This is a genomic window from Pseudomonas sp. CFBP 8770 (assembly GCF_014841705.1).
GTDB lineage: Bacteria > Pseudomonadota > Gammaproteobacteria > Pseudomonadales > Pseudomonadaceae > Aquipseudomonas.
Genome location: NZ_JACYUL010000004.1, coordinates 57,856 through 76,461, shown reverse-complemented (window position 1 = coordinate 76,461; position 18,606 = coordinate 57,856). Strand labels below are relative to the sequence as shown.

Annotated in this window: 16 protein-coding genes and 2 pseudogenes; 8 read left to right on the top strand and 10 right to left on the bottom strand. The window is 63.1% G+C overall.

The features are described from left to right. Positions 1–16: 16 nt before the first annotated feature. From IFT98_RS09995 to IFT98_RS09970, 7 genes and pseudogenes are all read right to left on the bottom strand, one after another. Entirely contained in the window at positions 17–799 is a 783-nt protein-coding gene (locus tag IFT98_RS09995; RefSeq protein WP_122795251.1) for an OmpA family protein, read from the bottom strand. Positions 800–840: 41 nt separating this feature from the next. Further along, positions 841–1,254 (bottom strand): DUF4398 domain-containing protein, encoded by a 414-nt coding sequence (locus IFT98_RS09990; protein WP_192048376.1) that lies wholly within the window; start codon positions 1,252–1,254, stop codon positions 841–843. Positions 1,255–1,500: 246 nt separating this feature from the next. After that, a pseudogene (locus tag IFT98_RS21245) lies at positions 1,501–1,944 on the bottom strand (methyl-accepting chemotaxis protein); the annotation flags it as partial. A gap of 108 nt (positions 1,945–2,052) precedes the next feature. Continuing rightward, a pseudogene (locus tag IFT98_RS21240) lies at positions 2,053–2,769 on the bottom strand (PAS domain-containing protein); the annotation flags it as partial. Positions 2,770–2,985: 216 nt separating this feature from the next. Further along, entirely contained in the window at positions 2,986–3,798 is an 813-nt protein-coding gene (locus IFT98_RS09980) for an OmpA family protein (protein ID WP_192048372.1), read from the bottom strand. 42 nt (positions 3,799–3,840) lie between these two features. Beyond that, positions 3,841–4,245, bottom strand: coding sequence for a DUF4398 domain-containing protein (locus IFT98_RS09975; protein WP_192048370.1), 405 nt, complete (start codon positions 4,243–4,245; stop codon positions 3,841–3,843). Between the two features lie 241 nt (positions 4,246–4,486). Then, positions 4,487–4,831: a pilin assembly protein gene (locus tag IFT98_RS09970; protein WP_122795246.1), complete on the bottom strand. Its 345-nt coding sequence runs from the start codon at positions 4,829–4,831 to the stop codon at positions 4,487–4,489. A gap of 232 nt (positions 4,832–5,063) precedes the next feature. On the opposite strand from IFT98_RS09970, the gene ppc reads away from it, so the two are divergent. The 6 genes from ppc to IFT98_RS09940 all read left to right on the top strand — a co-directional run bounded on the left by ppc (position 5,064) and on the right by IFT98_RS09940 (position 11,480). Further along, positions 5,064–7,709, top strand: a complete 2,646-nt coding sequence (ppc, locus tag IFT98_RS09965) for a phosphoenolpyruvate carboxylase (protein WP_192048368.1) — start codon at positions 5,064–5,066, stop codon at positions 7,707–7,709. Between the two features lie 265 nt (positions 7,710–7,974). Continuing rightward, positions 7,975–8,622, top strand: a complete 648-nt coding sequence (gene adk, locus IFT98_RS09960; protein ID WP_192048366.1) for an adenylate kinase — start codon at positions 7,975–7,977, stop codon at positions 8,620–8,622. 124 nt (positions 8,623–8,746) lie between these two features. After that, positions 8,747–9,427, top strand: coding sequence for a tRNA (adenosine(37)-N6)-threonylcarbamoyltransferase complex dimerization subunit type 1 TsaB (gene tsaB / locus IFT98_RS09955; RefSeq protein WP_192048364.1), 681 nt, complete (start codon positions 8,747–8,749; stop codon positions 9,425–9,427). A 155-nt stretch (positions 9,428–9,582) separates the two neighbouring features. Continuing rightward, positions 9,583–9,876, top strand: coding sequence for a hypothetical protein (locus tag IFT98_RS09950; protein WP_192048362.1), 294 nt, complete (start codon positions 9,583–9,585; stop codon positions 9,874–9,876). Further along, positions 9,873–10,742 carry a DUF72 domain-containing protein gene (locus IFT98_RS09945; protein WP_192048856.1) on the top strand — a complete coding sequence of 290 codons (870 nt, stop codon included), beginning with the start codon at positions 9,873–9,875 and terminating at the stop codon, positions 10,740–10,742. The genes IFT98_RS09950 and IFT98_RS09945 overlap by 4 nt, the downstream gene beginning before the upstream one ends. A 48-nt stretch (positions 10,743–10,790) precedes the next feature. After that, on the top strand, positions 10,791–11,480 hold the full coding sequence (locus IFT98_RS09940; RefSeq protein ID WP_192048360.1) for an extensin family protein: 690 nt from the start codon (positions 10,791–10,793) through the stop codon (positions 11,478–11,480). A 228-nt stretch (positions 11,481–11,708) separates the two neighbouring features. On the opposite strand, the gene IFT98_RS09935 is transcribed toward IFT98_RS09940, so the two are convergent. Continuing rightward, positions 11,709–12,323 (bottom strand): energy transducer TonB, encoded by a 615-nt coding sequence (locus IFT98_RS09935; protein WP_192048358.1) that lies wholly within the window; start codon positions 12,321–12,323, stop codon positions 11,709–11,711. 95 nt (positions 12,324–12,418) lie between these two features. Here IFT98_RS09935 and IFT98_RS09930 point away from each other — a divergent pair, with 95 nt between their 5' ends. Further along, positions 12,419–13,201 (top strand): class I SAM-dependent methyltransferase, encoded by a 783-nt coding sequence (locus IFT98_RS09930; RefSeq protein ID WP_342214149.1) that lies wholly within the window; start codon positions 12,419–12,421, stop codon positions 13,199–13,201. Between the two features lie 137 nt (positions 13,202–13,338). After that, entirely contained in the window at positions 13,339–15,528 is a 2,190-nt protein-coding gene (locus IFT98_RS09925) for a TonB-dependent receptor (protein ID WP_192048354.1), read from the top strand. 18 nt (positions 15,529–15,546) lie between these two features. On the opposite strand, the gene IFT98_RS09920 is transcribed toward IFT98_RS09925, so the two are convergent. Both IFT98_RS09920 and plsB read right to left on the bottom strand, forming a co-directional pair. Beyond that, positions 15,547–15,948, bottom strand: coding sequence for a YbaY family lipoprotein (locus tag IFT98_RS09920; RefSeq protein ID WP_192048352.1), 402 nt, complete (start codon positions 15,946–15,948; stop codon positions 15,547–15,549). 60 nt (positions 15,949–16,008) lie between these two features. Then, a complete protein-coding gene (gene plsB / locus IFT98_RS09915) occupies positions 16,009–18,492 on the bottom strand; it encodes a glycerol-3-phosphate 1-O-acyltransferase PlsB (protein ID WP_192048350.1) in 2,484 nt (827 codons plus the stop codon). Positions 18,493–18,606: the final 114 nt, after the last annotated feature.

The following is an 18,606-nucleotide window of genomic DNA, read 5'->3' as shown; positions in this document are numbered from 1 at the left end:
TCACCATCCAGAAGCATCAACGCATCGAGGAGCGCGGCGCAACAGGCTGGTTGTCGTTGGAAATGGTCACTTCCACGCGGCGGTTCTGGGCACGGCCCGAGTTGCTGGTGTTGTCGGCAACAGGGTATTCCTTGCCATAGCCCTGAGCGACGACACGCGAAGGCTCGACGCCAGCGCGTACCAGTGCAGCCATCACCGAAGTGGCGCGGCGCTCGGACAGGCTCTGGTTGTAGGCAGCCGAACCGGTGCTGTCGGTGTAGCCTTCAACGATGACCTTGCGATCAGGGTTTTCCTGAAGGAACTGAGCCAGCTTGGCTACGTTGACGAACGCGGACGACTTCAGCTCGGCCTTGTTCAGGTCGAACAGCACGTCACCGAAGGTCACCAGGGTGCCGCGGTCAGTCTGCTTGGCGTTCAGGCTTTCCTGAAGCTTCTTGATCTGCGCGTCGCGGGCATCCAGGCGAGCCTGGGCGCGCTGGGCAGCGGCACCTTTGAGGGTTTCCTCGGCGCTGCGCAAAGCGATGGTCTGCTTGGCCACTTCAACGCGCTGGTTGGTCAGGTAGGCCAGTTGGTCGACTTTCTTCGCATCGGCGTCATCACGGAAGGCTTTGTCGGCCTTGTCCAGCCACTCCGACGCGTCCTTGGTTTCCAGGGCCGCCAGCTGTACCGACTTGGGGTTGGTCTGCAGGGACGAGAAATTGGTCCGCGCCTGCTCCAGGTTAGGGTTAGGCGGGGTGGAGCAAGCTGCCAGGCCAACGCTGAGAGCCAACAGAGCAGGAACCATCAATTGTTTACGCATAATCTTCATCCTTTATTCGAGTTCAAGTCGCGGTGGGCAGCTTACTGAGCGCTGCGCTCGGCTTCTTCACGCAGGTCCTGTACACCCTGCCTGGCGTCTTGCACGGCCTTGGCGGCTTTGCCGGCCTGGGCCTTGCGCTCGGCCAGACGTGCGTCCCACTCGGCCTGTTCGGCGAGCATCTTGGCTTTCCCGTAGTTCTCGTCGTGCATGGCGATTTCCGCCTGCTTGAACTTGTCCTGCGCCGCTTTCATTTCGACCGCAGCGTATTCGGTACCGCCAGCGCTCACGGCGCTGTTCACGGCCGACTGGGTCACAGCGTACTGTTCGGTCGGTGGCTTGCCGGCGCAGCCAGCCAGGACGAAGGTAGTACCCAGTGCCAGGGCAGCCAGTTTCAGCCCGCGCAGAGGGGTGGACGAGGTTTTGGCAGTACGGGTATTCATGGCTTTCAACTCCATTGGATAGCTCCTGAAAAACATCAAAATCCATGACAGTCGAACGTTTCGCGCGCCTGGGTCAAGCCCGGCGACTCACTGACGCCGCTGGCTGTAATGGTTAAACGTTGGGACACAAGGGAATTTTGAATAGTTCAGAAATTTGTCCGAATGGGTGGTTTTTTTCTGACGCCGTAGGTTTGGCGTGTCGGGCGGAATCTGGCCCGAAGATCGACACCATTCCCTGTCCGACAGGGGACGAGCGGTCGATCAGGACTCGGCGGCCAGTTGGGTAGCAAAGCTCTCGACCGCGCCCAGCACGCGTTTGGCACCGTCCTGAATCTCGGTGATGACCGTGCCTGCCTGGTTCGCCAGTTGCAGACCAGACTCAGCTTTGTGTTTGCCGGCGCCGATGGTGGCGACCGCAACGGTGGCCAGCTTCTGATTCTGCTGCACCACGCTTTCGATCTCCGCAGTGGCTTGGGTCGTACGCGACGCCAACTGACGTACTTCATCGGCGACCACGGCAAAACCGCGGCCTTGTTCCCCGGCCCGCGCAGCTTCGATAGCGGCATTCAACGCCAGCAGATTGGTTTGTGCGGCGATTCCGCTGATCGTCTTGATGATGTTGGAAATGACCTGGCTCTGCTCGTCCAGCGCCTCGATGCCTTCGGCGGCGCTTTGCATGTGATGAGCCAGATCTTTCATCACGTCGACCGTGTCTCGCACGACTTGCGCCCCGCGCAGCGCGGTTTCATCGGTGCGCACCGATGTGTCGTACGCCACCGTCGCGGCTTCGGCGATGGCTATTTCACGTTCCACCATCTCGGTGATGACGGTCGCGACCTTCACCACTTTGTAAACCTTGGCATTGCCATCCCGAACCGGGTTGTAGGACGCTTCGAGCCAGACATCCCGGCCCTGGCTGTCGATGCGTTTGAAGCGCTGGGCGACGAACTCTCCACGGCGCAGCCGATCCCAGAACGCCTGGTACTCGCTGGAATCGGCGATGTCGCTGCTGCAGAACAGCCGGTGATGCTTACCCTTGACCTGGTCCAGACGATAGCCCATCGCCTGCAGGAACAGGTCGTTGGCAGTGAGCACATGCCCGTTGAGGTCGAACTCGATCACCGCAGTAGAGCGCAACAGCGCCTGGATGAAGTTCTCATGGGCGCGAGAGGTTTCGATGGTATTGGTCAGGTCGCTTGCGTAGCAGGAGAACTTGAGCAACGTACCATCGGTGGCGCGTACGGGGTGCATGATGACGCGCAGCCAGGTTTCGCCGCCGTCTTTGCGTAACAGCCGCCAGGCGCCACAGAAATGTTCACCCTGCCGGATCGCGGTCCGCACCCGCGCATAGTGCGGGTCGCTGCGCACCTGTTCGGCAACCAGGCTTTCCAGCGGTTTGCCCGCCAGCTCGTCATTGCGGTATTGCAGCACTTCCTCGAAGTTGGCGTTCACGCCGAGAATGCACCCGCGAGGGTCGAGCCTCAGGTGGATGGTTTCTTCGTCCAGACCCTGGCGGATCTGCCTGACCATTGCCACTTCCTCACGCAAGGCGGCCATTTCGTTTTTCATGCGTTTGAACCAGAACATGTGGCAGGCCTCGGGTAGGGGAAGGGCACCTAGGTTATCGACCGAGTAGAACCATACTTAAAGTCAAGGTGCTCGCGAACCGACCGCGCATTCTTCGCTATGAAGCGCCCGAGCATGAAAAACCCGGCGCGCAGGCCGGGTTTTCCCAAGCGTGGTGAATCAATGCAGCGAAACGCGGCTCCTGACCGGCTGGTTGTCGTTGGAAATGGTCACCTCTACCCGGCGATTCTGCGTCCGACCCGAAGCGTCGCCGTTGCTGGCAACCGGGTAGGCCATGCCTAGCCCTTGAGCCACAATGCGTTCAGCACCCACGCCGGTACGCACCAGCTGCACCATGACGGCATTGGCGCGTCGCTGCGACAGGGTCTGGTTGAAGGATGCCGAACCAGTACTGTCGGTATGCCCTTCGACGATGACCTTGCGGTCCGGGTTGTCGCGCAGGAACTGCGCCAGGCGGCCTATGTTGTCGTAGGCACTGGCACGCAGCTCGGCTTGCCCCACTTCGAACAGTACATCGCCGAAGGTCACCAGGCTGCCGCGCTCGGTCTGTGCCACGGCCATCGCTTCGGCTGCGGGCTGCCTGGCGTTGAGGCTTTCCTGGAGTTTCTTGATCTGCGCATCGCGCGCTTCCAGGCGGGCTTGGGCACGCAGCGCGGCGACACCCAGGATCGCCTGCTCGGCCGTGCGCAGCTCGATGGTGTGCCTGGCGACTTCGACACGCTGATTGCTCAGGTAGGCCAGATGACCCACGTGATCATCGGCGTCGTTGGCGCGAGCGGCCGTTTCAGCGCGATCCAGCCAGTCGGCGGCATCCTTGGTTTCCAGGGCGGCCAACTGTACCGACTTGGGGTTGCCCTGCAGCTCGGCGAAATTGGCCTGGGCTTGCACCAGTTGCGGGTTGGGGGTCTTGGAGCAGGCAGCCAGCAGCACGACCAGCGCCGACAGGGCGGGAAACTTGAATGTGTTGTTCACGGTATTTTCCTGAATCTTGAAAGAAGAACGCGAAAGCCAGGCTCAAGAAGCAGCGCGCAGGCCTTCCTCGCGCAAGTCCTGGACACCCTGGCGGGCATCGTCGACGGCGCGTCGAGCCTTGGCGGCCTGAGCCTTGCGCTCGGCCACACGGGCATCCCACTCAGCTTGCTCGGCGAGGCGCCGGGCTTCATCGTGGTGCTTGCGCTGCAAGGCGATTTCAGCGTTCTTGAGTTTGTCCTGGGCGGACTTCATTTCGATGGCGGCGAACTCGGTGCCACCGGCGCTCACCGCTGCATTGACGGCCGACCGGCTCAGCGCATATTGCTCGACCGGTGCATTGCTGGCGCAGCCTGTCAGTACGACACCTGCAGCAAGGCATACAAGGGCTGTTTTCAAAGGGCCGAAAGACGACCGTACGCTGGATGTATTCACGCGATAGTGCTCCATTGGACAGCGATTGATTGCTTCGTCCGCTATCCGCGACACGCCGAACTGGGCTTGCCACCGCGATGCGCTGCGGACGGATCGATGGCCATTTCCTGGCTCTTTTTTCCCGAGTCTACAATCGCTATGGAAAACTATCCTATTGATTTGTATGGTTTTATGCGTGATGGCTGGCTTTTTTTTCTGGCCATTTGACCGAGAACGTTACAGGTGTAGGAAACTTCCTGAAGTTGCCAGTCCATGTTCAGTTCGCGGTGTCGTCCGCATCATTTTTCAAGCGCCCAAGGTGCTCGCGCGACAGCGCCAGGAAACGCGGCGTTGCGCCGATGTCTTCGTACATGGGGTCGCCTTCTTCATCGGTAGCGATGACCTTGGTCCCCTTGACGTAGGGAAAGCTGCCTTCGAGCTCCTCGAGTGCCGCACCGATCAGCTCGCCCAACAATTCCTGAGCGTGATGCTTGGGGTACATCTGGGTCAGAGCCGCCAGGCGGGCGGCCGACTCCATGTCCAGATGTATGTTGATACCCGTGTCGGTCAGTCGACCCTTGGCGTTCTGTTCCCAATGCTCGGCCAGTTCATGAATCTTCATAGATACCTCATGCGCAGGTTATTCACGCCCCTGTCCACCACGCTTGTCAGCCTCGGCTCGGCTGGGGCACTCTTTGCTGTAAAGCCGTTGTCGCCTGGCAGCCGTTGCTGCTTGCCAGTAGTTTGTAGAGCCATTTTTCCCGTGCTTGTTCAGTGGCCACGGCAATCGGATCACACGCCGCGCCGCGCGGGCTGGAAGGGCACACCGTTTCCAAGCAATGGAGAAAATGCCGATGTCCGATATTGATCTGCGCCTGCGCGAAGACGTGCACCTGCTTGGCGAATTGCTGGGCAATACCATCCGCGAGCAGTACGGCGAGGCCTTTCTGGAAAAGATCGAGCGCATACGGCGTGGCGCCAAGGCGGACCGTCGACGCGATCCTGCCGGTGACGCCGTCAGCGCCGAACTGCGCTCCAGCCTGGACGACCTCGGCGAGGAAGAGCTGCTGCCCGTGGCCCGTGCCTTCAACCAGTTCCTCAACCTGGCCAACATCTGCGAGCAATACCAGCTGATCCGCCGCCGCGACGAAGGCCAGCCCGAGCCCTTCGAAAACCTTGCTCTGGGCGAGCTGCTGAGTCGGTTGAAAACCGCCGGGCACAGCCCCGAAGCGTTGGCGCAGCAGTTGCTGGCACTGGATATTGAACTGGTGTTGACCGCCCACCCCACCGAAGTCGCTCGCCGTACCTTGATCCAGAAATACGACGCCATCGCCGCCCAGTTGGCCTTGCATGACCACCGCGACCTCACCGCCGCCGAGCGCAACGCGGTGCGGGAGCGCCTGCAGCGGTTGATCGCCGAGGCTTGGCACACCGAGGAGATCCGTCGTACCCGACCCACGCCTGTGGATGAAGCCAAGTGGGGCTTCGCGGTCATCGAGAATTCGCTCTGGCACGCAGTGCCCAACCACCTGCGCAAGGTCGACGCGGCGTTGCAGGCCGCCACTGGCCAACGCCTGCCCTTGAGCGCTGCGCCCATACGCTTCGCTTCGTGGATGGGCGGCGATCGCGACGGCAATCCGAACGTGACAGCCAAGGTGACCCGCGAAGTGCTGCTGCTGGCGCGCTGGATGGCGGCCGACCTGTTCCTGCGCGATGTCGATCAACTGGCCGCCGATCTGTCGATGCAGCAGGCCAGTGCGCCGCTCATGGCCCAGGCGTCCGACAGCAGCGAACCCTATCGCGCGGTGCTCAAGCGACTGCGCGAACGCCTGCGGGCCACGCGCAACTGGGCCCATGCGTCGCTGCCGGGCGATCAGCCCGGCGATGACCAGGTGCTGCAGCACAACCGCGAGCTGATCGAACCGTTGCAGCTGTGCTTCGACTCATTGCACGCCTGCGGCATGGGCGTGATCGCCGATGGACCGCTGCTGGACTGCCTGCGCCGCGCCGTGACCTTCGGCCTGTTTCTGGTGCGCCTCGATGTGCGTCAGGATTCGACCCGCCATCGCGGGGCGTTGAGTGAAATCACCGAGTACCTGGGGCTGGGTCGCTATGACGACTGGGACGAGGACGCGCGGATCGAATTCCTCGTGCGCGAGCTCGCCAATCGCCGGCCGCTGCTGCCCACCTGCTTCGCACCCAGCGAAGACACCGCCGAAGTATTGGCCACCTGTCGCGAGGTAGCGGCGGCGCCGGCCGCGTCACTGGGCTCCTACGTGATCTCCATGGCGGGCGCCGCCTCCGACGTGCTGGCGGTGCAGCTTCTGCTCAAGGAGTCCGGGCTGCGCCGATCGATGCGCGTGGTGCCGCTGTTCGAGACCCTGGCCGACCTCGACAACGCCGGCCCGGTGCTGGAGCGCCTGCTGCAGCTGCCCGACTACCGCAGCTCGCTGCAGGGGCCGCAGGAGGTGATGATCGGCTACTCCGATTCGGCCAAGGATGCCGGGACCACCGCGGCCGCGTGGGCGCAGTACCGGGCCCAGGAAACGCTGGTGAACATCTGCCAGGCACACGGCGTCGAGCTGTTGCTGTTCCATGGTCGCGGCGGCACCGTGGGCCGCGGTGGCGGTCCGGCCCACGCAGCCATTCTGTCGCAGCCACCGGGTTCGGTGGCAGGGCGCTTCCGCACCACCGAGCAGGGCGAAATGATCCGCTTCAAGTTCGGCCTGCCGGACATCGCCGAGCAAAATCTCAACCTGTATGTCGCCGCCGTGCTGGAAGCCACCGTGCTGCCGCCGCCACTGCCCGAGCCTGCCTGGCGCAGCGTGATGGACGAGCTCGCGGAACAGGGCGTCAAGGCCTATCGGCAGGTGGTGCGTGAGAACCCGCACTTCGTCGAGTACTTCCGGCAGGCCACGCCCGAACAGGAGCTCGGTCGTTTACCTCTGGGCAGCCGTCCGGCCAAGCGCCGGCAGGGCGGGATCGAAAGCCTGCGCGCCATTCCATGGATCTTCGGCTGGACCCAGACGCGGCTGATGCTGCCCGCCTGGCTGGGCTGGGAGACCGCCCTGGGCGCAGCGCTGGCGCGTGGCCAGGCTGAGCAACTGACTTCGATGCGCGCCCACTGGCCGTTCTTCCGCACGCGTATCGACATGCTCGAGATGGTGTTGGCCAAGGCCGATGCCGAGATTGCGGCGCTGTATGATGTGCGTCTGGTCGAACCCGACCTGCAGCCATTGGGCGCGGAACTGCGCGACCTATTGTCGCAGTGTTGCGCGGCCGTGCTGGGCCTCACCGGGCAGACACACCTGCTTGCCCACAGCCCGACAACGCTGGAGTTCTTCAGCCTGCGCAACACCTATCTGGATCCGCTGCATCAGTTGCAGGCCGAGCTGCTGAAACGCTCGCGCTCCCGCGAAGCGGCGCTGGACAGCCCGCTGGAACAGGCCCTGCTGGTCACCGTGGCAGGCATCGCTGCCGGGTTGCGCAATACCGGTTGAGACAGGCGGTCGATCGGTGCAGCCGGGCAGCCACCCGCTCGGGTGCAACCGATTGGCGGTAATACCCGGTACAACCCCTGCAGGACACCGTCCCCGGGGGCGGGTGCCTGCGACTTTCGGTGGCTTGTGTGCCCCGTGCCCGCTGTGTATCTTGATCAGCCTTTGGCCGTCTTGCGGCCATCATTTTTTTTGGGAAGGGCTTCTGCCGTCAGCGCGGCCGGAGCAGATTCGACGACTATCTATAAAAATCGAGAGGAGCACATCGATGCGCGTGATTCTGCTGGGAGCTCCCGGGGCCGGTAAAGGTACTCAGGCAAAATTCATCACCGAAAAATTCGGTATCCCGCAAATTTCCACGGGCGACATGCTCCGTGCTGCCGTCAAGGCCGGTAGCGAACTGGGCGTGCTGGCCAAGAGCGTCATGGACAGCGGTGGCCTGGTGTCCGACGACCTGATCATCGCCCTGGTCAAGGAGCGCATCGCTCAGCCCGATTGTGCCAACGGTTTCCTCTTCGATGGCTTCCCGCGCACCATTCCCCAGGCCGAAGCCCTGGTCACCAATGGCGTTGAGCTTGACCACGTTCTGGAAATCGCCGTCGACGACGAAGAGATCGTTCAGCGTATTGCCGGTCGTCGTGTTCATGAGGCATCGGGTCGCGTCTATCACACCGTCTACAATCCACCGCGCGAAGCGGGCAAGGATGACGTGACCGGTGAGGTGCTGGTGCAGCGCAAGGACGACACCGAAGAAACCGTGCGTCATCGCCTCTCGGTCTACCACTCGCAGACCAAGCCGCTGGTGGCGTTCTACAACGAACTGGCGGCTGCCCATGGCAAGCCCAAGTGCAGCCACGTCGAAGGCGTCGGTTCGGTTGCCGACATCACCGCCAAGGTGCTTGCCGCACTGAGCTGAGTGTTGGTATCGACACACCGGGTATCCACACACCGGAGGTCGACCATTGCCTTGTCATGAACGGCCCGCTTGCGGGCCGTAGTTGTCTATAATCGCCTTTTCCCACCTTGCCTGGACCCTTTCGATGACCACCCTGCTGGCCCTGGACACTGCCACTGAAGCCTGCTCCGTTGCGTTGCTGCACGATGGCAAGGTGTCGAGCCACTATGAAGTGATCCCGCGCCTTCACGCGCAGAAGCTGCTGCCGATGATCAAAACCTTGCTGGCCGGGGCGGGCGTGGCGCTGACGGCCGTCGATGCGATAGCCTTCGGACGCGGCCCGGGCGCGTTCACCGGAGTACGCATTGCGGTAGGGGTGGTCCAGGGCCTGGCGTTCGGCCTGGATCGTCCTGTGTTGCCAGTGTCCAACCTGGCCCTGCTGGCCCAGCGCGCGTGGCGCGAGCACGGCGCCGGCCAGGTAGCGGCCGCTATCGACGCGCGCATGGACGAGGTGTACTGGGGTTGCTATCAAGAGCGCGCCGGGGAAATGTGCCTGCAGGGCGAGGAAGGGGTATTCGCGCCCGAAAGGGCTCAGCTTCCGGCTCAGGCTTCTGGCGAGTGGTTTGGCGCGGGCACCGGCTGGACCTATGCCGAGCGGATCGCTGTGGCCACTGTGGGGCGTGACGCCGATCTGCTGCCTCACGCACAGGATCTGCTGGAGCTTGCCCGTTTCGCCTGGGCGCGCGGCGAAGGCTTGCCCGCCGATGGCGCCCAGCCGGTGTATCTGCGTGACAACGTAGCTACACCGAAAAAGTCGCCGTTGTAGTACGCTTCGTCGGCGTTCAAGCCTGTAGTGCGCATTTCATCGGCATAATCTGCCCTTGAGATAAAACTTTGCCGCAATGTGTGGTCTAGTGATCACCTGGGTCGCTGCACAACGCCAACGCTGCGGCGGCTTCTTACGACGATCGAGTGAACCTGATGCGTATCGATGGTGTTTCCTCCCAGCCTTATCCAATCAAGCGCAAGCCGCTTGCGGACAAGGCGCGGGTGCAGGAAACCGTCGACGATATCGAGGGTGAGTTCGAGGTCCCTGCGCAGCCTACGCCCCAGCGCTCCCGTTCGCGCGGTACCAGCGTGCCGGCCCGCCAGCAGGACATGATCTTTCCCCGTTCGATGAGTCGCCGTGCGGCTGACGCGCTGGGCATGTACCTGAGCACCCAGGGTTTCGTCGAATGGGACAATGAAGTGCTGGGCCTGGATGTGCATATCTGACTGTGCCCAGCCTGCCTTATTTCATCGGCTGTCCGTCGTGGAGCGAAAACGCCTGGCGCGGTGATTTCTATCCGCACGACGCGCGTCCGCCCGATTTCCTTGCCCTCTATGCTCAGCAGTTCAACGCTGTGGAAGGCAACACCACGTTCTACGCACGGCCGGCGCCCAATACCGTGGAGCGCTGGGCCGCGAGCATGCCGTCCGATTTCCGCTTCACGGCCAAACTGCCACGTGACATAAGCCATGGCGGCGATCTGCGCGAACACTTGGGCGCGGCTGAGGATTTTTGTCGGCTGCTCGCGCCGCTGGGCGATCGGGTAGCGCCTTTGTGGTTGCAGTTGCCAGCGTCTTTCACGCCTTGGCGTCTGCCGGAGTTGATCGGTTTCATCGACGTCCTGCAGCGGCCCATCGCCGTGGAGGTACGTCATGGCGCGTTCTTCGCCCGCGGTGACGAGGAGCGGTTGCTCAACAATCTGCTGCGCGAACGCAATGTCGAGCGTATCTGCCTGGATCCGCGAGCCCTGTTCAGCTGTGTTTCGAACGCGCCCGCCGTGCTTCACGCCCAGTCCAAGAAGCCGCGAGTGCCACCGCGCCCAGCGGCGTTCAGCCATAGCCCGCAGGTGCGCTTCATTGGCCACCCAGAGCTGCAGGCAAACGAGCCTTTTCTGACCCCCTGGGTGGAAAAGATCGCCGGTTGGATCGAAGAAGGGCGTACCCCTTACATTTTTCTGCACACCGCCGACAACCTGCTCGCGCCCGCCCTGGCCCGGCGTTTCCACGAGCGTCTGATGGAACGTTTGCCAGGCCTGCCAGCCTTAAAAGAACTGCCCGGGGAGCCACAGACGGCGCAACTCGGCCTGCTCTGATTCCGTTTTCCCGGAGGCTTCGGCCAGTTCCGCCAAACAGGAGCCCGTGTGCCGAGATTGCTGATCATTCTGCTGTTGTTGGCGGCCGCGCCCGTTGCCGTGTGGCGAGGCTGGATCGAGGTGCCTGCTCGTTGGAATCCCTGGGCCCCGCTGGATATCGCCGAACCGGTGAATTTCCTTACCCGCTACAAACTCGGCAAATTACAGAACGATCCACAGTTGTGTGTGCAGGCGCTGGCGACTTCCACCGTGCGCTATAGCGTTCAGGCCGACAGCCCAGTGGATGCCAAGTGCCCGCTGGTAAACGTATTGCGTGTGCAGGGCAGCGAGGTCAGATTGAGCAGCAGTTTCCTCGCAACCTGCCCGGTGGTGGTGGCGTTCGCCATGTTCGAGCGACAGGCCCTGCAGCCGGCAGCGCAGGCGACGTTCGGCCAGGCGGTAACGCAGGTTGATCATCTGGGTAGTTTCGCCTGCCGCAATGTCTACGGTCGCAGTGAAGGACGTTTGAGCCAGCATGCCAGCGCCAACGCGCTGGACATTGCCGGGTTTCGTCTGGCCGACGGACGTCGTATCAACGTGCTCAAGGATTGGCCTGGCGACAGCCCCAGCGCGCGCTTCCTGCGTCAGGTACGCGACGGCGCCTGCCAGCATTTCAATACCGTGCTCGGCCCCGAGTACAATGCCGCCCACCGCAACCATTTCCATCTCGACATGGGCCGCTGGAGCGTGTGCCGCTGATCCATTTCCCAGCCACCGCGGTGTACCCGGACGCGGCTCGCGCCGCTGCTACAGGGCCACGGAGTGGATGTACGGCTGACGCGGCTTGTGCCGCTGTTACAGGGGCTGATGCTGGAGGAACGGCGGACGCCGGACGCCGCACGCGGGTTGACGGTCTGGGTCTCTGTAGCAGCGGCGCGAGCCGCGTCGGCGGTGCACGCGGGGTATCTGCAAGGGCTCGGTCGGCGCTCAGGCAGCCTGGCGGATATTGTTCAGAACGGCAGGGCGCATCCAGCTCAGGTCCAGCTCCAACGCATGGCATTGTTCACTGATGGTTTCCTGCGCCAGCGGTATCGGCGTCTGCGCCAACTGCCAGTCGAATTCGGCGATCGGCAGGCGCAGCGCACGAGGCAGCGGCCCCGGGCCCGGCTGCGAGCTCTGGTCACCCTGGTTCAGCACCAGCGGACGAACCCAGCGGCTGTCGAACGCCAGGTGCGCCTGTTGGGCCAGCACATCCTCCTCGGACAGCGGCGCCGAGGGTTTGTCCAGCAACGTCAGCTCCAGCTCGGCCTTTGGCAAAAACAACGGCTCAGGTGGCTTCACTTCGGTGTCGCGAACATCGCACAGGCGCTGCAGAAGAATATGCGCCAGGATCTCGCTGCCGGCACTGGGCTCGGCCGCCGATGCAGTGTCCGCCGCTGCGTGCGCCTGCCCTTGCACTTGCCCGTCGCGGTGCTCGGTCAATGCCTGGGCGAAGAAGTCCTGCCACAGCGCACTTGCAGCACCCAGGGTCTGGATGTTGTGCTGGCTGAAGTCGCCGATGGGCGAAATGTAACCTGGCGCTGTGGAATTGATGACGGACATGGCACTCGGCACGCTTGGGCTCTGGCAAAATGCCTGGCAAAGTTCTTATCGGCGGCACGCGCCGATCTTTTAGCCTTTCGATACAGGAATCTTCAGTGGAGCAGCAAGCCGGTGGTCGCATCCAGGTTCAGGCACAGAACGATGCCTGCGAACCGCAAGCCGAAGAATGGGCGCAACGCCTGCATCTGCCTCGCCACTTACCCGACGCCGATTTCGCTTTGCAGGTCGGCGATACCGGCCTGCAACTGCAACAACTGGGCGCGGACGCTCCGGGGCCCGTGCGAGTGGATTTCGTCGAGGGTGCCGTGGCCCATCGTCGACTCTACGGCGGTGGCAGCGGCCAGATGATCGCCAAGGCCGTTGGCGTGCAGCCTGGCATGCGCCCGCGGGTACTGGATGCCACTGCCGGCCTTGGCAAGGACGCATTCGTGCTGGCCAGCCTGGGCTGCGAGATGAGTCTGGTAGAGCGCCAGCCGATCATCGCCGCGTTGCTCGAGGACGGACTGGCCCGTGCCCAGGGCGACCTGGAAGTAGGCGCCATCGTTGCACGCATGCATTTGCTCAAGGGCAACTCGATCGAGGTCATGCAGCAGTGGCAGGGCGAAGCGCCCCAGGTGATCTACCTGGACCCGATGTTCCCCCACCGCGAAAAAAGCGCGCTGGTGAAGAAGGAGATGCGCTTGTTCCGGCCGCTGGTAGGCGATGACATGGACGCACCGGCCCTGCTGGCCGCCGCCCTGGCCCTGGCCAGCCACCGGGTAGTGGTCAAGCGACCGCGCAAGGCACCATGCATCGAGGGCTGCAAACCGAGCCATGCGCTGGAAGGGAAGTCCAGTCGCTACGATATCTACCCGAAGAAAGCGCTGAAGCCGACGTGACCAATGGACGTTGCTTGTAGGCCAGGACAACCCTCAGTGCCCGGTAAAGCGTAGGATCGGTCCTGATTTTTCCCGAGGCGGTTTTAGCCCGGCACGCTCAAATAGAATCAAGTCTCATTTGTAGTGAGGCTGTATACATGTACCGTTCTACAGGAGTTTGCACGTTGCCCCGCCGTTCGGCGCTGGGCCTGGCGTTGATCGGCTGCGCCGCAGGTGCCAATGCCCATGAAGGGCCCGAATCGCTGGTGCTCGACGAGCTGAGCGTAACCGGCAAACAGGCTGCGCCACCCTATCAGGTCCAGCGTTCGGCTTCCGCCAAATACGCCGTGCCACTGCTCGACGTGCCGCAAACGGTGACCGTCGTACCGCGCCAGATCCTGCGCGAGCAGAATGCCCTGAGCCTGCGCCGGGCATTGTCCAACATCTCCGGCATCTCGTTCAATGCGGGCGAGGGCGGCGGCGGATCGGGAGACAGCATCAACATCCGCGGTTTCAGCGCCAATGCCAACCTGCAGATCGACGGCCTGCGCGACTCTGCGCAGACCCGCCGCAGCGACCTGTTCAACCTGGAACAGGTCGAGGTCATCAAGGGGCCCAGCTCGGTGTTCGGCGGCGCGGGCACCACCGGCGGGTCCATCAACCTGATCACCAAGCTGCCGGTTGCCGACAGCTTCACCGAGCTGGGCGCAGGTGTCGGCACCGACCGCTATCGCCGCCTGACCCTCGACACCAACCAGCCGTTGCACGACCTGGGCGACGGCACCCTGTTTCGTCTCAATCTGATGGCCCACGAGAACCACGTCCCGGGGCGCGATCGCATCGAGCAGCAGCGTTGGGGCCTGGCACCATCGCTGATGTTCGGGCACGGCAGCGACACGCGCCTCACGCTCAGCTATTTCCATCAGAGCGATGACAGCGTGCCCGACTACGGCGTGCCTGCCCGCGATGGCAAGCGCCTGCCGGGGGTCAAGACCAGTCACTACTACGGCTGGCGCAACCTGGATCAGGACCGCACCGACACCGACAGCCTGACGGTCAGGTACGAGCACGACCTGAACCCGGACTGGAGCGTGCAGAACCTTGCGCGCCTCAGCCAGGTAGACCGCGATGCCACCGTGTCCGCTTCCCATGTCAGGCTGGCCAAGCTTCCGGCGCTGCGTTACCTGCCGGCAGGGCCACAAGCCTATCGACGCGACGTGCACACCCGCCTGGCCATGAACCAGACCAGCCTCACCGGCCACTTCGATACCTTCGGCCTGGGCCATACCCTGGTGGTCGGCGCGGAGCTTTCGCGCGAAATCTACGACCGCAAGGCCTCGGGCTATGCCGTGGAGTCCTTCTACCCGGCCGACGGCTACGATCTGGCCAACCCACCGGGTTACTGGAGCGGGCCGAAGGTCAAGTCGCCTACCAGCGTGGCGCACAACAGCATGGACGATCGGGCGCTGTATGTGTTCGATACCCTGGCCCTGGACGAGCAGTGGGACGTCAGCCTCGGCCTGCGCTACGACCATATGCGGGCACAGGCCAGCAATCGCTCGGCCAGCGGGGTCCGGACACGGGCAGGCTCTACGGACGGTGTGTTCAGCCAACGGGCCGGTCTGGTCTACAAGCCCACCGAGCACGGTCGCTTCTATGTGGCCTACGGCACCTCGTTCAACCCATCGGCCGAGAACCTGCTGACCTACGGCGCCGGCCTGTCCGACAACACCCAGAGCCTGGAACCCGAGAAGGGCAAGACCTGGGAGCTGGGTACCAAGTGGCAATTGCTCGATGAGCGTCTGCAGCTGGAGGGCGCGCTGTTCCGGGTGGTCAAGGACAACGTGCGCGAGCGCCTGAGCGACGGCAGCAACCTGCTTGCAGGCAAGCAGCGCGTGCAGGGGTTGGAGTTGGCAGCCACGGGCGCGTTGACCGAGAAGTGGCATGTGTTCGCCAATTACACTCTGCAGAGCAGTGAGACGCTGAAATCGCTGGCCAACCCCGAACGCGTGGGTCAGGCACTGAAAAACACGGCGCCGCGATCCTTCAATCTGTGGACCGCCTACCAGCTTCCCAGCGACATTACCCTGGCCTATGGCATCCGCCACGTCGGCAAGCGCAACCTGACTTCCCAGGATCAAGTCAAGCTGGATGCCTACTGGGTACACGATGCCATGTTGGGCTACCGCGCGTCCGACAACCTCGAGCTGCAGCTGAACCTGAGCAACCTCACCGACCAGAAGTACGTCGAGCGGGTGCGCACGGTCATAGGCAGCGATACCCGTTCCTCAGCCGTGGAGTTCGGTGACGGTCGTGCAGCGGTACTGAGCAGCGTCTATCGGTTCTGACCACCGCCGCAGTCCGCGTTACCGCGAAGCGGCATCCATGCGGATACGCAGCGGCTGTTCATCCTTGCCATCCAGCGTCACGCCGTGATGCTGGGTGCTGACGAACAGCAGGTGCCCGTCGGCTTCAACGCGGGCACTCACCGAATAGCGATGCCCCGGCTTCACCTGAGCCGGGTCGTATTCAAGTTTGAACGGCAGCGGCACCTGGCCCGTAATCGGGCCGCTCTGCCTGGCCAGGGCCATCGTAGGTGCGTCAGCCAGTGACACGTCCTGCAGGCTCACGGTCAACACTGCCGAGGGCGGCAAGGCAATGCGCTGCAGATAGAACGCCTCCCCCTCGAGCGTGGACTTGGGTGCGGGCTGCAGGCTGCTGCAGGCGCCGATCAGGGCGCTGAGTACGATCAGTGAAAGGCGTTTCATGGTTATCTCCGTTTGCAAATTCGGCCGTCAGGCAAAAGCATAGGCAAAGACCGTCGGCGATCACAGCCCATCGGCGGCCTCATCGCTGCGGTGCAGCGCAACCTGGCGGATCGACAGGCGTATTTCGGCGGGCAATACACGTTTGGCAGCGCCTTCGGCCAGTTCTTCGAGCATGGGGTGGTGGCTTAACTTGCCTTGAGCATCGCGGCGCAGTACCCCTTGATCGAGCAGGGTCTGAATGAAGTGACGGAACAGGCTCTTGTCGAAGAATTCCGGGGCGTTCAGGCCGTGCAGGATCGACAGGCGCTGGGCCATGGTGGTGCACAGGTCTTCCAGTTCTTCGGCGCTGAGGGTGTTCTGCCCGGCATTGAGCAACAGGGCGATGGCCATGTAGAAACGCTGCAGGGTCTGCGCGATGGCACGCGACAGCAAGGTCAGCAGCACGAATTGCCGCGAGCTCGGTGCGGGGCGCAGATAGACCCCGTTTTCCAGGCGCAGCAAGCCCTGTTCGACCAGCGCCTGCAACCATTGGTCGATCACGCCGTCGAGCTGCTCAGGGTTCCAGCGGATGAACAGTTCGGCCTGCAGATAGGGATAAAGCGCGTGGGCGTAGCGCAGGATCTGCTCGCGGGTCATGCGCGAAGTGCTCTGGAAGAAACTGGCCAGCAATGCGGGCAGGGCGAAGATATGCAGCACGTTGTTGCGGTAATAGGTCATCAGCACCGCGTGCTGTTCGTCCAGATACAGGATTTTGCCCAGCGCATCGCTCTGCTCGGACAGCAGCTGCATGCCCTGGACATGAGCGATCAGGCTGCGGGCGTCCCCCGTGGGCACGGTGGTATGAGGCGAGTAGGGCACCTGGCGCAGCAGGGTCAGGTACAGGTCGAGTACCCGTTCCATCGCCCCTTCGTCCAAGGCCAGCTTGCTGGTCGAGAGCAGTGCCAGTGCCACCAGGTTCACCGGGTTGATGGCCGCAGCCTCGTTCATGTGGCGAGCGACGCGGATACTCAGGCGATGCGTGGTTTCGTTCAGCCAGTCGGGCTTGAACTGCGGCGCCAGGTCTTGCTCGCGCCAGCCAGGCTGCTGCTCATCGAGAAAGGCCTGCAGCTTGATCGGCTCGCCGAAGTTGACCGCCACCTGGCCAAAGCGCTGCTTGAGTGCGCCGATGACCTTGAAGACGTCCAGAATCGATTCTTTCTTCTTCGCCGCGCCGCGCAGCTCGCCCAGGTAGGTACGGCCTTCCAGCACGCGTTCGTAGCCGATGTACACCGGTACGAAGACGATGGGCGTGCGCGAGGAACGCAGGTAGCTGCGCAGGGTGATTGCCAGCATGCCCGTCTTGGGCTGCAGCATGCGGCCGGTGCGCGAGCGCCCGCCCTCGACGAAGTACTCCACCGGAAAGCCCTTGGTGAACAGGGTGTGCAGGTATTCGTTGAACACGGCGCTGTACAGCGGATTGCCCTTGAAGGTGCGACGCATGAAAAACGCCCCGCCTCGTCGCAGCAGACTGCCGATCACAGGCATGTTGAGGTTGATGCCGGCGGCAACATGGGGTGGCGTCAGGCCGTTCTTGAACAGCAGGTAAGACAGCAGTAGGTAGTCGATGTGGCTGCGATGGCACGGCACATAGATGATCTCGTTGCCGCGGGCAACGTCCTTCACCCCGTCGATATTGTTGACCTTGATGCCGTCGTAGATCTTGTTCCAGAACCAGCTGAGCACCACTTCCAGAAAGCGGATGGCGGTGTAGGTGTAGTCCGAGGCGATTTCGTTGCCGTAGTGCAACGCGCGGGCCTCGGCCTTTTCCACGGTGATGTGCTCGCGTTCGGCTTCTTCGGCAATGGCCTGGCGCACCAGGGGGTCGCGCACCAAGCCCTTGACCAGATGGCGGCGATGGGAAATGTCGGGGCCGATGACCGCAGTCTTCAGGTTGCGGAAGTGCACGCGCAGGATGCGCTGGGCCATGCGCACCGTTCGCTCGTGACCCTTGTTCTGCTGCACCAGTTCGGCCAGGTGGATCGGCTCGGAAAACTGCACGCGGGTCTTGCGCCCCAGAATCAGAATGCTGACCAGCTTGCGCAAGCGCCCGGTAACGGCCCAGCTGTCGGCGAACAGCAGCTTCCAGGGACTGGACTCGCTCGCGGGTGACTGACCCCAGAACACGCTCACCGGGATGATCTGCGCATCTTCGCCGGCGTTCTGTGCCAGTGCCGTGACCAGCCGCGCCAGGGTGGGCGGAGCGCCGCGCTTGTCCTGACGGCCGAGCCAGTCCGGGTCCGGTGTCAGGTAGAACACCGCCGTGGGCTCCATGAGATCGCCGATGGCCACGGGCAGCACCGGGCGGGGCAGACCGGCTTTGCTGCATTCGCGGTCGACCACCGCGAGGTCGGCCAGCGAGGGCGATTGCAAGGCGTACAGCACGGGCCTGCTGCGATCCAGGTTCAAGGTGAACGAGGACTGGTTGATGGTTTCAGACCGAACCCACAGGTACAGCAAACGGCGCAAGGTGCCGAACACGAGGCGGTGCAGAGGTGAGCGGGTCATAGGCCAGGGCTTGGGGGAAAACGCTATTTTACCGGCTTTTGCCGAGGTGAGGGATGCAGGGTGTCGGTGAATATCTTCGCGCGGCTACAGGCTCTTTCGCGGCCACTGGCCGCT